The 17,566-nt window shown below is 62.1% G+C and carries 5 protein-coding genes; all 5 read right to left on the minus strand.

Going from position 1 to position 17,566, the window contains the following annotated elements; genetic code table 11:
* Window positions 1-50: 50 nt before the first annotated feature.
* Genes E2E27_RS11935 through E2E27_RS11955 form a run of 5 tightly spaced genes read right to left on the minus strand, consistent with a single transcriptional unit; the run spans window position 51 to window position 17,372 of the window.
* The gene (locus tag E2E27_RS11935) at window positions 51-2,225 is read right to left on the minus strand and encodes a UvrD-helicase domain-containing protein (protein ID WP_141459460.1); all 2,175 of its coding nucleotides are present in this window, start codon (window positions 2,223-2,225) and stop codon (window positions 51-53) included.
* On the minus strand, window positions 2,222-8,611 hold the full coding sequence (locus tag E2E27_RS11940; RefSeq protein WP_141459462.1) for a DEAD/DEAH box helicase: 6,390 nt from the start codon (window positions 8,609-8,611) through the stop codon (window positions 2,222-2,224). The genes E2E27_RS11935 and E2E27_RS11940 overlap by 4 nt, the downstream gene beginning before the upstream one ends.
* A 1-nt stretch (window position 8,612) precedes the next feature.
* Complete coding sequence (locus E2E27_RS11945; RefSeq protein ID WP_181443428.1) at window positions 8,613-13,565, minus strand: Eco57I restriction-modification methylase domain-containing protein; 4,953 nt, start codon at window positions 13,563-13,565, stop codon at window positions 8,613-8,615.
* A 4-nt stretch (window positions 13,566-13,569) separates the two neighbouring features.
* Window positions 13,570-16,518 (minus strand): DEAD/DEAH box helicase, encoded by a 2,949-nt coding sequence (locus E2E27_RS11950; protein ID WP_141459467.1) that lies wholly within the window; start codon window positions 16,516-16,518, stop codon window positions 13,570-13,572.
* A complete protein-coding gene (locus tag E2E27_RS11955) occupies window positions 16,515-17,372 on the minus strand; it encodes a BrxR family helix-turn-helix transcriptional regulator (protein ID WP_141459469.1) in 858 nt (285 codons plus the stop codon). Before E2E27_RS11955 ends, E2E27_RS11950 begins: the two co-directional genes overlap by 4 nt.
* Window positions 17,373-17,566 lie beyond the last annotated feature (194 nt).

Genomic DNA, 17,566 nt, shown 5'->3' on the forward strand with positions numbered 1-17,566 from the left:
CTTCGGAAATTTTCGATGAATTGATCCGTTATCTACGTTTTACTGGCGCGCTAAGCTGACATCAATTTTGTTGGCTCGCCGGAAAAGGAGATGCGCAATACCCCTTTTGCGCGGGTCGCGGCCACATGGAGAAGCGAGCGGCTCTGGGCGATCACATCCTCCCGGTCCGCCGCATCGACGGCCGCCTTCAACGCGCCGGCGGGCGGGAAGGTCGACTCGGATAGGAACGGGATTGCCACAGCGAAGAACTCGAGCCCCTTCGCCCGGTGCATCGTAGTAATCCTGACCCCGGGGATGGAGCGATCATCGGCGGTGCCAGCCTGGAGGACCACGGTGTCGATACCCGCTGCTCTCAGCGATCCCTGAACTCGATCTATATCTGCCCTTCTGCTGCACAGAATTCCGATATCGGCAAGGCGGATGTCTTCCGGGGAAAGTGCTCGAACCCAGGAGACGAGGCCATCCAGTTCGTCAGATTCCGACCGGCACGTGACAAGCTGAGGCGCGGGCCCATGCATGAGGCTCACATAGCCGCGCAGCGTGTCTGTCCCCTCGTCAAGGTCGTCTACGCTCACCCCCTCAAGGATGGAGACTGCCCAGGCCCTGATCTCCTGGGTCGTCCTGTAGTTCAGTCGAAGCTGCCGGGATCGCCCGCGAACATTGATCCCGCAGGCAGACATGCTGGCCCGGCGTGCGCAGATGCGCTGGTGCGCGTCCCCGGCAATGAAAATAGAGTTCCGGTCCCCGGAGGGCGTTTCCGGCATGATCGCACGGATCAAGCGGAACGCCTGCTCTCCCATATCCTGCGCCTCGTCCACAATGACTGCCGCATAGGGAAGATTCGGCGCTTCCGCGCACAGGATGTCGGTCGCCTCGCGATAGGCATCGTCCGGTTCGGCCAGCCCCTCGCTGATCATCCGCGCCCGATAATCGGCGAACAGGTCCCAGAGGAGTGTCCGCTTGCGTCGGTCAAGCGGAGTGCCGCGGCCAGCACGGGACGCCTTTAGGTAGGCACGCTGATCGGTCAGGCCCTTTGCCTGAACGATCTGGGCCCACTCCGCCCTGACAAAGGCTTCCGACAGCCCTTCGGGCAACTCATGATCGTCGAATACCTCCCGCCAGATCTGATCGAGCCGGTCGCGCGCCTCACCGAAATACGCCACCTGCCGTTCGAAGCTTTTGCGCTTGAGGAATTGGGATACCCAGCGGTCGAGGTTAATCACCTCGATCCGAGGAGGACGGGCGTCGAGATGCCCTGGACAAAGCGTCCGAAGATTGGCCTCGATGTCCTGTGCGAGACTGGTCGTGAAAGTGGTAAGCAGGACCCGTTGGCCTGCACGGGTCGGATCATTCTCGATCTGGTCGGCGAGGTGCTTCGCCCGGTGCATGGCGACCACCGTCTTGCCGGTACCGGCACCGCCTCGCACCATAGCCGGGCCGTTGTAGTCTCGATAGGCAATCTTGCGCTGCTCCGGGTGCAGGAAGACCCGCCAACCCTCCAACCCTTCCTCAAATACGCGCCGCAGCTCAGCCTCTGAGTCGGGGATGAAGATGGTTTGGCGGCTCTCTTCTGTTTCGATGAGCCGGTCGAACGTCAGGTCCGCATCCGACTTTGCCGCCGCTAACTCCTGCTCCTCCCCAACTCCGGTCAGCGTACGGATCTCGTCATCGCTGAAACCGGCCGCAACCGCGTAAAGGACCTGATAGGTGAGCGGGTCGAACCGGTCCTCGTCTGCCTCGAGCGCTTCGATGGTTGTGACGAGCCGGACTGCTGGGATCTCCTCCTCCGCAACCCCGAGGGCATGGAGCCGCTTGTCGGAAACCTCGGCGAACAGACGCGGCTCCGACACTATCGGAGCGGCGACCGGTTCCACCGCCGCGTCGATCTCCCCGATCACCCGGATCCGATTGGTATCCGGATCAAGCTTGACTCGCCGACCTGCCGCCCAACGATAGGCCTTGTCGTGTTCGTTGACGTGAACGAACATGATGTCTCGCCCCACCTCGAAGGCGACCGCACGATACGCCTGGTCGACCCGGAGGGACTTTATCGAGCTGTCTTTTGCCCCCTCGACCGTCTCAAGGTTCAGCCCATTGCAGGACGGGTCGGACATGTAGCGGGTCATCATGTCCATGAACCGGATCGCCACCTTGTCTGGGAGCTTCCTTAGGCTCTTCATGCAGCCGATGTCATAGGAGACCCGCTTGGTAATCGTGTCTGTCATGATTGTGCCTCTTCAAGTGCTTGCAGAACCCGTGTGACGACCTCCCCGACCGGATTTGTGTCCGGTTCGAACAGGATCAGGTTCCAGCCAACGCCGTCATGGATTTCCTCCGCGACGGCGAGCCCGGCCGCAGACCAGCCGAACTCCATCATTCCAACGACCCGCCCCCCGGCTAGCAGGTCGTCCCCGAACCGATCCGGTGCAGGGGCCTCCGCAGCGATCAGCGCATCGATCAGGGGGTGGAAAGCCTCGTCGCAAAGGGCGCGCGCCTCCATCCAGGCCTCTGCCGCGCTATCAGGCGGATCCGATCGATCGGACATATCGGGCGGCGACAGGGTGTCGAGTCCGTCAAGTTCAACATGGAACCCACGGACCCCTTGGAACAGATTCACAAGCCGCCACAGACCGCGCCAGGTATCCGTGTAAACAGCCTTCGCCGCAGGCGCTGCGCCCGGGTCCGGTAGCACAGCCCGAAGAACGAGCCGCAGGTCTTTGTCGGATTGAAGCCATTCGCTTGGCGAGATCTTCTGACACGCCAAATAAAGATCGATCGCTCCAGCTCCGACATGCTCTGCGAGCTCTGGGGTCCGCAGGAACCCGCGCCCTTCCTCGGAGAGAGCAGCTGATCTGGGCAGTTGATCCAACGGCCTGCCCGTCGCCACGAGGGCCCGGACCAAGACAGACCTGGTTGGCGCATCCTCCTCGGCCTCCCCGTCGAGCAGGCGCCGGAGCGCTGCGAGAGCGGTTTCCGTTTGGAATCTCCGAACGGTGTCAGCAACGGATGCGAACCCTGGATGGGCCAGGACCCGTCCGAGACGCCCGATCCTCTCTGCGCCGAGCTCCGATTCTGTCAGCGGGTTGAGCAGGCCCCGATCTTCCGGGTCGAGGTCTCGCCACGAGAGGGTCCAGAGGCGCACCTCCCCGGACCGGATCATGGTGATCCGGTCAAGCAAATCCTGGGCGACGGTGCCCGCGTGGTATTCGAGTCCGTCCATCTCGATCACGACCGGGAGGTGCCCGGCGCGTCCGATCGGAGTGAGCAGGAAGTCAATCCGCTTCTTCGGGAGACCTCGAAACCGAGCGTCGATCTGGACCTGCGGTTCGATTGTCCAGAGGCGCGGCGCCTCTGTTCGCCCCGCCCGTAACACGAAGCCACGGCGCCCGCCGGCGAGCACCTGCGGAGTCAGGGCTCCGTCGCCGTAAAGTTCGGACAAGGCGCTGAGGAGCCTCTTCTCGAGCGCGCTCTCAACCAGTGCACCGCGCATCGACTCATCGATCCCGGTCTCGGTCCGGGTCAGGCTGTCCCATTTCTGAAGGATCGCCTCCATCAGCTGGCGCGCCCTGTCCCGATCCGGCTCCCCGGGTCCGAACTGTGACCGGTAAGGCTTAACACAGCGGAAGCACCCGTTCCGGTCCGTCTCCTGGTTACACGGACAGTCGCGTAGCGCTTCCGCTGCGCGCGTGATCACCGACCGCATCGTTTCCGGATGCTCGCCGATCTGGCGCAGATAGCCCGAACCGCCGGGAACAGAGTCGTAAAGATAGAGGCTGCGTACCGTGGTCATTCCGTCCAGCTGCGCCGCGAATACCGTGGACCTGATGTGGTCCACCTTCCCGGCGAAATGGCGCCGCATGCCGAGGTTGATCGCTGCAACGAAGCTTTTCAGATCGTCGTCATCTGCGTCTCCCACGACGGGGATTACGATCCTGATCGCCTCCGTATCGAACCCGCGCATCAGGAAAACATCTGTTTCCCACCGGTCCCGCGGCAGATCTGTCTCTCGCACGACGCGGCAGTTTGGCGGGTGCGTTCCGCGATCCTCTGGATCTCGTGGGGGTTTCTGCAGGCCGCCGCAGTGCCGGCAAATTCGGAACGGTTGCGCAGGTCGGCGATCGCCTGCGATTTTCGGCCCGGGAAGACTGGATTTCGGGCCGAAGTTGAAGTCGCGGAACGTGCAGTATGGAATGAATTCGAAGCCGAAGGGTGTTCCCGTATCGCGGCTGGTAAACCAGGACGTGGCGATATCCTCAGGATTGTGAAACGGCATCAGGACCCGGTCGAACTGCCGTTGGTCCCGTTGGTCCAAGTCACGGATGGCTGCTTTTTCCTCGCTATCAACCGAGATTACCGACTTGAGCCTCACGACCTCGTGCTGCGCCCCGGTGTCAGACCACATATCATCGCCGCACTTCGGGCAGGTGCGGCTCTCCGTCCCCTCAATCCTATGCGCGACGTGCGAACAGGATGGGCAGAAGGTCCAGGCGGTAAGGTCGTCCTTACCGATTTCGATTCGCTCTATCTGAACCTGGCGGCCGTTCGCATAGAAGAACTGGCCCGGCGCAAATTCAGAAAGCGCCGAGCTGGCCGGCCTGGAATACTCGAGATAAAGGAGGCCATCTTCGTCCCTGGCGGAGTCGTTGCGCCGGGACAGGATCGAGGTCAGCTTCACCCCCTCCTCGGGGAAGGCATAGTTTGGCAGTACGCCTTTGTCTGTCAGGAACTTGATGACCGGGACGTCGTCAATTCCACTTCTGATCAGCCGGTTGATCTCTGTCCGGTCCCGTGAGATCTCCTGCTCCCGCTTCTCGAACTCCTCTTCCGTCAGCTCGGCTCGACGCCGCCGCAACCGTTCCAGCTCGCGTGTTGCCTCCTCCCGCTTCTGCAGGAGATTCGCTCTCTCCTCCGCCGCCGCATCGAATGCGGTCCCGACCCGCCAACCGATCGACCGTGAGTCGGTGCCGGTCAAATAGGCCCTCACACGCTCGACGAGGTCAGCGCGCTCCTGCACCTCCGGGGGCAGGCCGGACAAGAAGACTTGGGCGAACTCAGCCCCGCGTACCCGCACGAGGTCTAGCCATTCTACCGGGAACCCCTCGGCCGCTCCGGCAGCGCGGCGCTTCAGGACATCCCGGACCTTCCCGTAATCTCCGCTCTCCGCAGAGGCGGATACGTAGGCATCGAGGGTGAACGCTGTCACCTGACGCAAAAGCACCTCTTCTGCAGCGAGGAACACACCCGGAGGACGTACCTGGCCGGCCAGCATCGGGGTCGGATCCTCCCAGAACTGGAGATCATGGGCGCGGGCGTTAGCGAGGACCAGATTCAGCGCATTACCGTCGCGGCGCCCGCTCCGACCCATTCGCTGGACATAGTTCGCTTCCTCCGGCGGGACGGAACTAAGGAGCAGGGTCGACAGGTCTCCGATGTCGATCCCCATCTCGAGCGTCGGGGTTGCCGAGATCAGGTTGGGGGCCCAACGGGCCTCCCCTTTTATGAAGCCGGATTCAACCCGCAACCGCTCATCCGCCTCGAGAATCCCGGTGTGCTCACGGGCCACGACCCGGTGATTTCGGTCGGAGGCGAGTGACCGGCGGAGAGCTGGCCGCGTCGGCACGGAAGCTGCCTCCAAATAACCGTCACATCCAATCCGGGCACAAGGAGCCCCCAGCGCGCTCTCTGCGTTCTCTGCGAGAGCGGTCTCGTGACGCCCGCATCGGCCGCAAACAAGCCCGAGAGTGGCGGTCGAGACGGTGACATGCTCTGGCTCGAGGAGCCACGCGTGACAGTTTTGCCCGTCCGGACCATTTACCCGTCGGACAAGGCCATCGGCTTCCAGCCGGTTCAGGACAATCGGATAGATCGTGTCCGGGTCAGTCCCGACCTGCAGATCGACTGGCCCCAGCGCACGGAAGAGCCAGTCTCGGTACCAGTTCGAGACGTGGTTACGGGTGATCCGCTCGAATCCTGGCGGACTGCCCTGAAGGGTGATCGGAGTAGGAGCTAGCCCTCTGCGATAGTTCGGCACTGGCAGAGTTCTGCTCTGGCCGAGCCCCATCTGGACCGCCGCACGGTACCAGTTCAGGCCACGCGCAGCTTGGCTTGTCGCCACCGCATTGACAACATAGGGGTGGCCGACGGCCCCCTGTTGACGCATCCGCTGCACGATTCCGGACAAGAACTGAGTGAGTACGTTCGGGTTAATCTGCGGCGCGCCCGGGAACGCGTTGCGGATTTCGTTCGCTAGGCGCTCGGCCGAGGACCGCAACAGGTCCACCGCGACGTCCGCGGCCGCCATTCCATTGACTTCGAGTGTGTGGCTGAAATGCGCCCGGTAGCTCAGATCGACAAAATACTCCCAGCCGAGGCGGAGTTGCATCTGCTCAAGGAAGACAGGGTCCGAAATCGAAATCCCGTCGCGGATCAGGTCCTGATACCTGCGGCGCCAAGTCTGCTCCTTGGCGATGAAGAGTGCGGTGAAATCGTCAGCCCCGAGTGCATCGAGATGTGCAGCAGGGACCTCCTCAATCACCTCCCGAAGGGTCATCTGCCCTGTCTCCGCGCCGGTCAACGCAGTAAACAGGGACTTCTGATAGACGGAGAGGGCGTTTCGCGTTTCCGCAATCGCGGCCCGATGCGCCGCGTCCTGAACCGAGTCCGAGAACATCAGGAAACGCGGCTTCGCTTCCGGTCGCTCTTCATTCTGCGCCGAGGTGTAGAGGGTTCCGGTGATCCCGGTCGTCAGTCGGGCGGCCCGCATTCCAAACAGGAGGAGCCCGCGGGCCTGACCGCAAGCGGGGCAAGTCCGATCTATCCGTCCCTGACCATCAGTCGGGCTGTACATCCAGACCGGGGATGCTGAACCTGGCTCGAGTCCCTCGTGGTCTGCGGGGGTGAAGTCGACCGACTCCGCATCGAGCAGCCCTTTGACGATCTGACTGCCCCCACCGCTCGCCTGTACCATGCGATCGATGGAGTCGTGATAAAAGAGACGGATCCGGTCGGCACCATTCTCGTCGAAGAACTCTTCGTAAAGCTGGTCTAGCGGGGCCCAGCAAGATTTCGACCCCGAGTTCAGGCGACCAACATGGGCCGTTGCGCCGCACCGGTTGCAGTTCACAACCGGGAGGGAACGACGGAGTGCCTGGCGGTCGAGGTCGAGTGCGTGGGACAGGTGCATAGTCGAACGTCGCCCGACCGCTTCAAGACGCGGCAGGTTCGTCACCATGCGGGACATCTCCCGGACCCAGATTTGGAGCCGGACGTTGAACAGAGGGCGCGGGTTGTCGACCGCTCCAGAGCGCGCCCAGGCGACCAAGGCGACCACCAGTTCGGCGAGGGCTCGGTGGTCCGCTGCCACCCAGTCCCGCAATACGCGCACTTGCGCGAGACCCGCTGTGATCGCGTCGAGCGACGCCGGCCCCGGATGCTCGGCGATGATCTTGAGCGCGCGCTGGCAAAGGTGGTGCTGAAGGAGCCGTTCTCCGAGCGCGATCCGCCAAGCAGAGTCGGCAGGGTTCCCGTCGCGAAGAACTGCGAAGTCCGGGTCGGCTTCGTCAGGGAAGAGGCAGTGAGCCAGCCGCTGAGCCGCGAACGGTTGATCGAGCTCCACCGCCTCCCGCAGGGCGGCGTGGATACCAACGGGATCAGGGCGATCGACATATTCGGGGTCGCCAAACACCTCGTTGGGCGTTTTCCGGGTTTCCCGGATAACAGCGTCTGCATCGAACGGCTCGCCGAAAATCGTCTCCGCGTAGCGCCGGAGCTCCGTTGCCGCCTCGTCCCCGGAACCCAGCGTCGCCGAGGAGCCAACGCAGACGAGGTGTCCTTCGGGGGTCCCAAGCCGATACTTGAGGCGCCGCAGGAGCAAGGCAAGGTCCGCCCCCTGCGCGCCGTCAAACGTGTGCATTTCGTCTACAACGAGAAATCTCAGGGTCTCGTGATCGTTGGCCTGCCACAACGGCTTGTCCCGCCCGCGCAGGAGGAGGTAGTCGAGCATCTTGTAGTTGGTGAGCAGAATATCCGGCGGGTTGCGCCGCATCGTCTCACGGTGGGTGATGATGCTGTCCGCCGTCACCTCGTGCGTCGCGTTCTTGGGTTCGGCGTCCGCGTAAATCCCTGCGCGCACCCCGTGCAGGGATGGGATCCCGGATAGCGCGGCCGCAATCCGGCGCGCCTGGTCGGTCGCCAGAGCGTTCATTGGATAGATCAGGATCGCCTTGATCCCCGGCTTTCCCTTATTTCGCCGGCAATGATCGAGGATCGGCCAGAGGTAGGACTCTGTCTTGCCCGATCCGGTCCCGGTCGCCACGAGGGTCGAGCGCATGCCCTCGCCACTTAGCCGCGCGAAGGCATCGATCTGGTGCTGGTAGGGGGCAAAACGCAGCGGGATTTCAGGGAATGGCTGCGCCCAGGCCCCATTCGCCGCCCCGTCAATTTGCCGGAACGGCATGTCGACCGAAATCCACGGGCCCTTGATGAAATTTGCGGGTTCTTCGAGGAACCGATCCACCATGCCCTCGAAGGCCCGGCTCGAACTGTTCAGGGTCGTGTGGACCAGTTCGCGCAGGCTCTCCTGGACATGGCGAGCAAGGAGGATCGGGTTCATCTCAAGCGGCCTTGTCGGATTTCAGCCGCTCGAAATGGGCCCAAGCGCACCTGTAGTCCTCGATCCGGTCACATTGCGTGAAGGGTCCGACGAAGTGGCGGGTCACGGTGCGAGGGCCGCCGGGCATCGTGTCGTCGATGGCGGTGCAGGTCAGTTCCGACGGGTTCTCGGCGAGGATCTTCTCCCAGGCGGCGCGGCCGGGGCTTTTGCCGCGTTCGTCAAGCCAGCCGACGCCGGGCAGGCCACTGCTATTATTCGTCCAAACAATTCTCCCTGTTTGGTCGAACCATGTACCGCGCTCATACTGCTGCATGAGTGGGAAATAGATGCGGTAGAGTTCGATCAGCTGTTCAATTGTTAAGCCCAGCGCTTGAGCGACGAGCACGTCGATCTCTATCAATGCCAACCGACGAGCGAAGTCGGAGCGCAGACCAGCTCCTCGATCCCATTCCGAGGGGCCTTTAATTGGCCCTTCATTTTTGAGGCGGGGATCGTGGGAAGACCAAGGGAGCACATCAAGCGCAGCTGCATGGCGGTTCCAGAAATCAGCATAAGCGGATGTGAGACACCCGAGACGCAGAGCTCTGCTGTAAGCCGTTGAACCGGCTTCAATCCATGGCAGGGCTCCGACTTCGTCCTCATGAAGATTTTGCTTGCCAGTTGCCTTGATCACAAAATCAGAAATCAAGGACAGAGCGATGGGTTGAAACTTAACAAGATATGCTTCGTCGGCGAACGCCACGCTTTGCACGGAGTCGATGTGTGTAACTCCCGGAGGCAACAACGCTCCAATAAGTGTTCGCTCGCCGTTGAGCGCCAGCATTTTCCGGAATCCCATACGAAAGAAATCTGTGTGCGACCGCGTCTGGTCCCACCGAACTGCAGGAGCACGTCTAGTGTATTCGCCAATCGATAGCGCAGCACCAAAATTAGTCCTCGGAACATAGTCTTCATGCGCAGCAGGGAGATCGATAACGTCGTAGGCTTTGTTCGAGATGCATATCGCCCGTGGAGTTTTATACAGCGGGTTTCCCACATGGAATATGGGACCCTGTAGTATCATCTCCTCCACTCTTCGGAAGCTCGTTTCCTTTCGGATCGTACCATCCTTTTGACGTCCACTTTCATGCCAGCCTGATGACATATGCCACGTTGGCAACTCGATGGTTTGCTCGCCTTCCGATGTAGAAATTGCCCGTGATACTGTCGGGATTGCTGCCTCTAATTTCGGATGCCGAGAGAGATTCCGGAAGACTGCGAGCACCCTCTTTGAGAATGGCTGAATGAACCTAGCCTGATAGATTGGAACATCAGGTCTTTCCGAAAGCTCGTGTACCGCTGAAATTGACGCCTCGTCGAACTTAATGATGCGCTCTCTGTGGCCGCGCGTCTCCCATTTTCCTTCACTATTCTTGATTGTAGTTATTGGCCCTGCGCCGTCATGATCGTACGAGTCTTCAACTTGAGAGGGAAGGAATGCCTGAGTAAACTGCTCAAATTCAATTGCATTGTCTATTCCCCTGTAAACGTTCAGTGAAAACTCGGTTTCATTATGGACTTCCGTGAACATTTTCTGTTTGATTTCATTTCTGAAATGAAAATGACGTGACGCGCGTTTGTACCAATGCTCTCGGAAATGACCTGATTTAGGATCTCCCAGATGCCCGTCCTGATGGATTAGCGCCGCGCACCCCTCCGGCGCGACCAGCCGGAACGCCAGATCGATGAAACAGCGATAGAGGTTGTTCGACCCGCCTCCGGCGAAGGGGTTCATCACCTCGGACGAGGTCACCTCCATCGCCCCCCGGGTCGACACGAAGTCTTGCAGGAAGACTTCGGTCGCTGGAAGCAGCCGGCCCTCGCGCCGCACGGGCGGGGCCTTCGGCAGCGCCTCGGGCAAAACCTTCTTCGCGTCCGAGGCAGACAGCCCAGCGTAAAGCGGGTCAATATCGGCCAGCACCAACCCTTCGTTCCACGATGGCTTTGCCCAGGGTGGGTTCCCGACGATCACGTCGAACCCGCCACGCGCCTTCATCACGTCGGCGAAGATCAGGTCGAAATGTACGAAGCGCTCTCGCTCGGCGACCTCGACCGCCGTCTTCAGCCAGTCGAAATTATCGATCAGCGCCTCAACATTCGTTTCGCGGAACAACCCCTCCTGCCGCTTGGCTGCCGCCTTGAACAGGTCGCGCGCGGGCGCGTCGGGTTCCAGCCGGTCAAAGAAATCCGGCGCGGGTTCCGAGAACTCCTCGATGCTTGGTGCGGCGAGCGCACCGTCAGCGGTAAACCCACCTTCGAGGATCATCGCCATGCCCTGAAGGAACTCTGCCCGGCTGGGTAGTTGATCCACCTCGTCGAGTGGCCAGAGCCAGAGCGCGCACCAGGCGTCCATCGCCGTCTTCAGGCGCTTGTAGGGTAAGGTATTGGTGGCGCGGTCCTCACCGGTGATGCGCGCGTTCAGACGCGCCTTGTCATGGAAATCCATGCCCTTATTGCCGGGCATCACCTTATCGGGCCAGATCGTTATCTCGTCGTTGGCTGCGACACGAGAGCGGGCAAGATCGTCAGCCACCTGATCGAACAGTGCCTCGGCAACGCGACTGAGCTTCTGGAGCAACTTGATCTCATGCGGCTCGAGCTTCTTGAAAAAGCCATCCTTCCGCCACGCCTTGATTTGATCTTGGGCGTCCTTGGCAAAGGGGGCGATCGATTTGTCCTTATCGAAGTTTGCCATATCCTTGGCGGGCAGGAGCCACTGCCAGACATGCCCCTCGGGCAGGCGCTTGCGCCAGCCGATCTCTTCCGGCTTGCCGTTGAGCCAGAGGTCCGCCTGCGCCCTCGCGCTAAGCAGATCGGTCGAATAGGTGGCGCGGCGCGCACCGATCAGGGAGTTCCCGGCGTGAAGCTGATCGCCAAACCACGGCGAAAAATCGCTTGCGTGCAGACTATTGAGCCACAGGGAGATCGCGCCAAGCTCGACCGCGATTGGGTTGAGGTCTACCCCGAAGCAATTCCGGTCCGCGATATAAGCCCGGACACGCTGTTTCTCGATGACGACCTGATCTTGCGGAATGGTCCGGCCCGTCTCCTTCTGCTTCCGTTCGAGATAGAGATCGGCGAGCTGGTTCGTCGTCTCGACGAGGAAGGCGGCGGACCCCATCGCCGGTTCGAGGATCTTCAGGTCGAGAAGTTCGTCGGCTGTCAGGCAGCGGCACCGCTCCATGAGCGCGTGCTTGACCAGCAGGCGGGCGAGCGGCTCCGGGGTGTAATAGGAGGCGGATTTCTCGCGGTCGCGGCCCGCGAGCCGGTAGATAAAGGTCCCCTTGGGGTAGACTAGCGCCTCAGCCCCCTTGAAGACGATCTCCTCGGCGGCGAACTCGCCGATCCGGCTCCTTGGAACGAACCAGCTTGGCGCAAGCGGGTCCACCTTGTCCCGGCGGAACACGTCATCCTCCGGTTCACTATCGGCCTCCCCTGTGACATCCTCTTCCTCTGCGTCCTCATCGACCTCGGCCGCTTCGCCGGTACCATCGTCATCTGCCTCCGCCGATCGACCCTTCCGCGGCTTCAGTTCGATCAGGTCCGTCTTGGCGACGACCCCGGTGAAGGAGATCAGGGTCTCGTAGACCGCGCCCAGCTGGCCTATCCCCAGCTTCGCGTAGGAAATCCGACCGGTACTCTTCCCAGTTGACCGGAGCGACAAGAGGCGGATCACCTTCTGGATCGCCTCGTTCCGGAGCCGGAGCCCGTTGAGAAGCGGCGTACTCTCCGGATCGAGCAGGGATACCTTGACCGCTGGGAGGCGCAGTCCGGTCGCCTTCCCCTCGTCGACCAGGTCCAGCCCGTCGTGGAGGAGGTTGAGGGTTCGCTGGAGGCTGTCCCAGAGGAATGTTCCCTCGCGGTCAGCGGTTGTCCGAAGCGGAACGGATTCGAGCTCGCGAAGCGCTTCCAGGGAATATCCAGTCGCGTAGATCGGATTCCGAAGGTCCAGTAGGTTCAGCCGGGGATTCGCCTCCGCGTAGAACAGAAACAGGAGGCGATACATGTAGCGCAAGCACTCGCGCGAGAGCTCTGGCCCATCGATCCAAACTCCACGGCGACCAGGTTCCGGGAAGGTAGACGGGTATTTGCCCCCGGTGACTTCGAGCACCTCCTGGCCGAGCAGCTCGATCGCGTCCCGAACGGTCCGCTTCAGTGAGGTGGTGACCGCGTTGGCGTTCCGCTGCGCCTCCTCTTCGAGCCGGTCTGATATTGGCACCCCCTGCTCTGGAACGCGCGCCTCGCGCGCGATGAGGCAGGCCATGACGGTGAGCGTATCGCGCTCCGCCCGGGTGAATATCTCTTGGAGGTCGAAACGGAGCACCGACCGGGCCGGCCATTTCCGCTTGTCGACGAGCACGATCTGGGACAAGCCGAGGACAAGGAGATGACGAGGCCCGTCAGGGAGCTCGAACACACCCTCCGCGATCGTTTCCTCGATCGATCGGTCGAGCAGCGCCGCCTCTCGAAGCTCCTCCGGGAACTGCTCCGGCGTGAACTTGACCCCGAGTGGATCGGCCGCCTCATCGTCGGCATCGGTAATCGGCGCCTCGATTATCCAGAGGGCGTCACGACCGGACGCGTCCGCGACCCGGCCGACGAGAGGGATCACCGGGCTTCCGTTGAGGGCTGTAAGCGCCGTTTCCCGCCTCCAGGTGTAACCGAGAGCGGCAAGGAGCGCGTGATGAGCGTCCCGGACCGATTCCGACTGCCGTGTCTGGTCGGAGGCGTTCCGGACCTGCCGCAGCGCCTCGATGGTCGGGGTGGCGACGCGGGAAAGCCGCTCCACCGGATGAGCCCCCTTGTCGAGGCCGCCCCAGCGCGACGTGATGTCCTGCAATTCCTCCTTCAGCACGTCCGAAAGGGTCCCGGACGGGAAGAATTCAGCCTCGTTCTCGATCCCGATCAGATCCATCCCGTCACCCCACCAACACGGCTTTGACGTCGACATGCGGGTTCGGATCGGCCACCATGCGGCGGGTCCGTTCAAACCATTCCGTCCAGTCCTGGAACAGCCGTTCGATCTTCTGCTCTTTCACCCGGCGCAGGGTCAGGCGCCGCTTCTCAGCGGAACTCAGCGTCTCTTCATCCGCCAGCACATCCCCGAGATCGAGCGCGAGCTGCGCCTTGAACCGGGTTTCCAGCGCCGCGAGCCGGTCAAGGACGTTGTCCAGGTCCCGCTGAATGTCCGCTTCCCGCGCCCGGCGCAGATCGACGAGATGGGTCTGGAACCGGTCTACAGCGGCGGGGATCACTCCCCGCGCCCGGTCCAGGTCATCGATTGGCCGGCTCGGGGTGTTGTCCGCGAACCGGGTCCGGCTCAGGAAGTCCGGGACCTCCTCGATTCGGAGCATCCCGTCCGGGGTCCGGACCACCACCGCCCACCGGTCCACTACCGGCGCCCCGTTCGCGTTCGGGACCGCCCCGTGCAGGATCACCGCCACCTCGCCGGGCTCGAGCCGCCCGTGCAGGTACGCAACGGGGGCGGTGTGCTCCGGAAAGAAGGTGCTGGCCCGGTCCGCGAACCATTCAAGGATCGGGTGCCCGTCCCACAGGTACTGCACGGTCGGCCAAGACCGTTCCTGCATTTTCGCCTGGTCGATAGCCTGATTGATGACCTGCGCCTCGTCTGTCAGTTCGATCCGGTCCCCGGGCCCGACCGCCTCTTCTGGCATGTACCGCCCGTCGACCGCCCCTTCACTCGCGTATCCGAAGCCATCGCGGGCACGCATATCCTCCGGGATCGTCATCCGGATCATCCGCTCTTCCTGAACGACGGACGGCGCGACAGCGAAGACGCACTCCTCGGGGCGAGAGAGGCGCTCGATCATGGCCGTGGCGTAGGTGAACGTGTCTTTGAACAGGCGAGGAGGAGCCAGGTCTGCAGCCACCTCCGCCTTCCGCGGGGCGGGGATCGCATAGTCACCGAAAAGGGCGGCGAACTCATCGTCCAGAGACAAATGGCTCGTGGCCTCCGCGGCCCGCGCGTCCATTTGCGCCTCGAATGCGTCGGCGCCGATCCCTGCGGCAACTGCCTCGGCGACCACGGTCTCCTCTCCCTCAGTGTCCCCGGCTCCTAGGAAAACGGCCGGATCCCCGACCCCCTCCTGAGCCGCCACGTCCTTCGCAACCAGCTTCTCGAGCACCCACATCTGCCGGACCTTCGGATGGGTGCTCTCCCCGACGAAATAGGTGATCTGGGGTGGCCGGTCCTGTCCGTACCGGTCGATGCGTCCGTTCCGCTGCTGAAATCGCAGGAGAGACCAAGGCAAGTCGAAGTGGATTAGCCGGTGGCACTGAAAGTGCAGATTGAGGCCCTCCGATGCCATGTCGGAGGCGATCAGGATCCGGACCGAGGACCGCGCCTGCCCGAATGCCTCAATCACCTGCTGGGTCCGGACGTCCGCCTCGACGCTGCCCCCGTCGACCCGGGCCACCTGCTCGCCCGATAGGCCCAGATCCAGTCGCAGGCGCTCGGAGAGCCAGGAGACGGTGGCAATCCGTTCGGAGAAGATCACAAGCCTGTCTCGTGGGTCTCGTCCGGTCCAGCGCAGGTCGCGCAGCAGCTGCAGGAGATCCTGATACTTACTGAACGCGACCGTATCGATCGCATCTACTTGGCTTGCCAGAGCCAGTAGCCGGTCCCGGTCCTCCGGAGTGCCGCGGGCGGTCCCATTCTCGATCCCTCGGATGCGCCGCTCAAGGGTTTCACGGCAGGCAGCCGGGCTCGAGAAGATCGCCTTGGCGAGCGTGGTCCGGAACAAGTCGATCGCACGTCCCCGAGACGACTCCTCGTCCAAATCGAGATGCAGGTCTGCAACGGATTGATAAGCGAGCTCCTCCTGGGGGCTGAGCGGGAAAGAGCGCCGGAACAGCTCCCGCTTCGGAACCTCCCGGCCGATATCCGCGACCACCTCGGGGGAGGTCCGAAACCGGCGCACCACCAGGTCCTCAATGTCGCTCCGGTGCAGGCGGGACGGGTCGGGAACTCGGGTCGGGTCCAGCATCTCGATCAGGCTGGCGAAGCTCTCCTGGGACCCGTCGTGCGGGGTAGCGGTCAGCAGAAGGAGCGAGTCGGTCCGGCGCGACAGAAGCCGGGCCAGATCGGCTCGTTGGGAGTTTGTCCCCGTCGTATTTTTGCGGACCGCAGCGTTGTGGGCCTCATCAATGATGATCAAGTCCCAGTAGGAGTGCCGGATCGCGTCCCGGATCTGGGCATCCCGCTTCAGTGTGTCGATCGAGACAATCGACCGGTCGAACTGGTCGAAAACGTTGTAATGGGCCGGGATCCTGTTTCGCATCCGCCGGATCGCTGCGCTGTCGAGCCGCGCAAGCGGGATCGAGAAGCGGGTCCAGAATTCCTTTTGGAACTGGGTCAGCATTGCCCGGGTGGTGACCACGAGTATCCGGTTCGCCCGGCCACGCAGAGCCAATTCGGAAGCGATAAGCCCGGCCTCCAGCGTCTTCCCGAGGCCAACATCATCTGCGATCAGAAGCCGAACGCGATCCTGCGCAAGTGCCCGTTCAACCGGGAGGTGTTGGAACGTCAGGTCATCGATCGCCGCTTGGCCAAGTGTGATGGCGCGTCGGGTAGTAGTCGGCGTGTGGCGGAATGCCGCCTCGAGATGCAGCTTGGTGTCGCTGAGACCCGGGGACGTGTCGGAGACGAGGTGGACCCCGGTCGGATCCAATACGCGTGCATCTTTCTCAAGGTTCCAAACGAACCGGGCCTCTTTGTCGCGAACCAAACCGGAGAGGCCGCGGCAATGTACTTCGCTGTACCCAAGCTTTAGCGTTGAGGTGCCGAGCACCTTCCAGGTCGCTGAGCGCAACTCAATTACGGCCCCGGGCTGAGGCGTGGAATTCATAGCATGCCCCCCGTGATTTCGGCCCGATTAAGTAGAATTATCTGCTGATCCTGCGGACGCCGTGCGGATGGGTCGGTATCGAGCCCGAGCCGCCTGAGAGCGTAATAGAGGAGCGCGCGCTTGACCGGGATCGCGGCCTTGCCGCCTTCCATCCCATAATCGAGCTCGATCGCCTTGCGCTGCCCGGCGCTCAATTGGGGATGCGGCGCAATGATCAGATCGACATCGTCCTGCCAATCCTGATCTCGCGAAGCGAGCGCTTCCGACGCTTTGCTTGAGCGCGTTTCAGCAATGCGGGAAAGTACGAAATCCTTGAATGCGCCGCTCCGATCGCAGTGGGCGCGAGCGTGCCATCGAAAACCGTCGAACACCAAAGCGTGCGGAGCGATCCAGCGCCAGGATGGCTCAGGCGAGGACATCGATTGGTAGAGTACCTCGATCAACTCTTTGCGCTTGATGGCGGTTACGATGGCTCTGAGGATTGGCGCGGAAACGCCGCGCGCCGGCGTGGGAGCGCAAGCGAAGCCCGGAACGCTGCCAATCCATGCGTCGTCGGGCGTGATGACGCCATCGGCGATCGATCGGATCTGCGTGAGATATCTCTCCGCGTCGGGCTTATGGAAGATCGGCTTGAACGATGAGCTTCGGACATAGGTCCGTGCGCTCTTGTCGTAGACCATATTGGTCTCGGCCAGACCCAGATATCTGTTGAGATCGGCAGACGCCTGATTGATCGAAACGCCGAACGTCTCGACGATGTCGCTCCGGTTTACGTGGCCTTCCCAGAACAACCGGAATTCGATGAATTCCAGCCTGTTCTCGACCCCGCGCCGTAAACCTGATTCGCCGTCCATGCCCCGAAGCCCCCACAAAAGCTGGACTGACCAGTTTCTGTATGGGCACACCTATTGGACGGATAGGATTTTGGCAACGCCAATCTACGGCGTCGGACGATCAAGGCGATCCGATCTGGCCGATGCAACGCCTTCTGTAGACGCAAGAAAATTAAGGATGCGTTGCGCCGTCTTTCGCCTGGGGCGACGACCCT

It is taken from the genome of Porphyrobacter sp. YT40, from assembly GCF_006542605.1.
In the GTDB taxonomy this organism is placed as follows: Bacteria; Pseudomonadota; Alphaproteobacteria; order Sphingomonadales; family Sphingomonadaceae; genus Erythrobacter.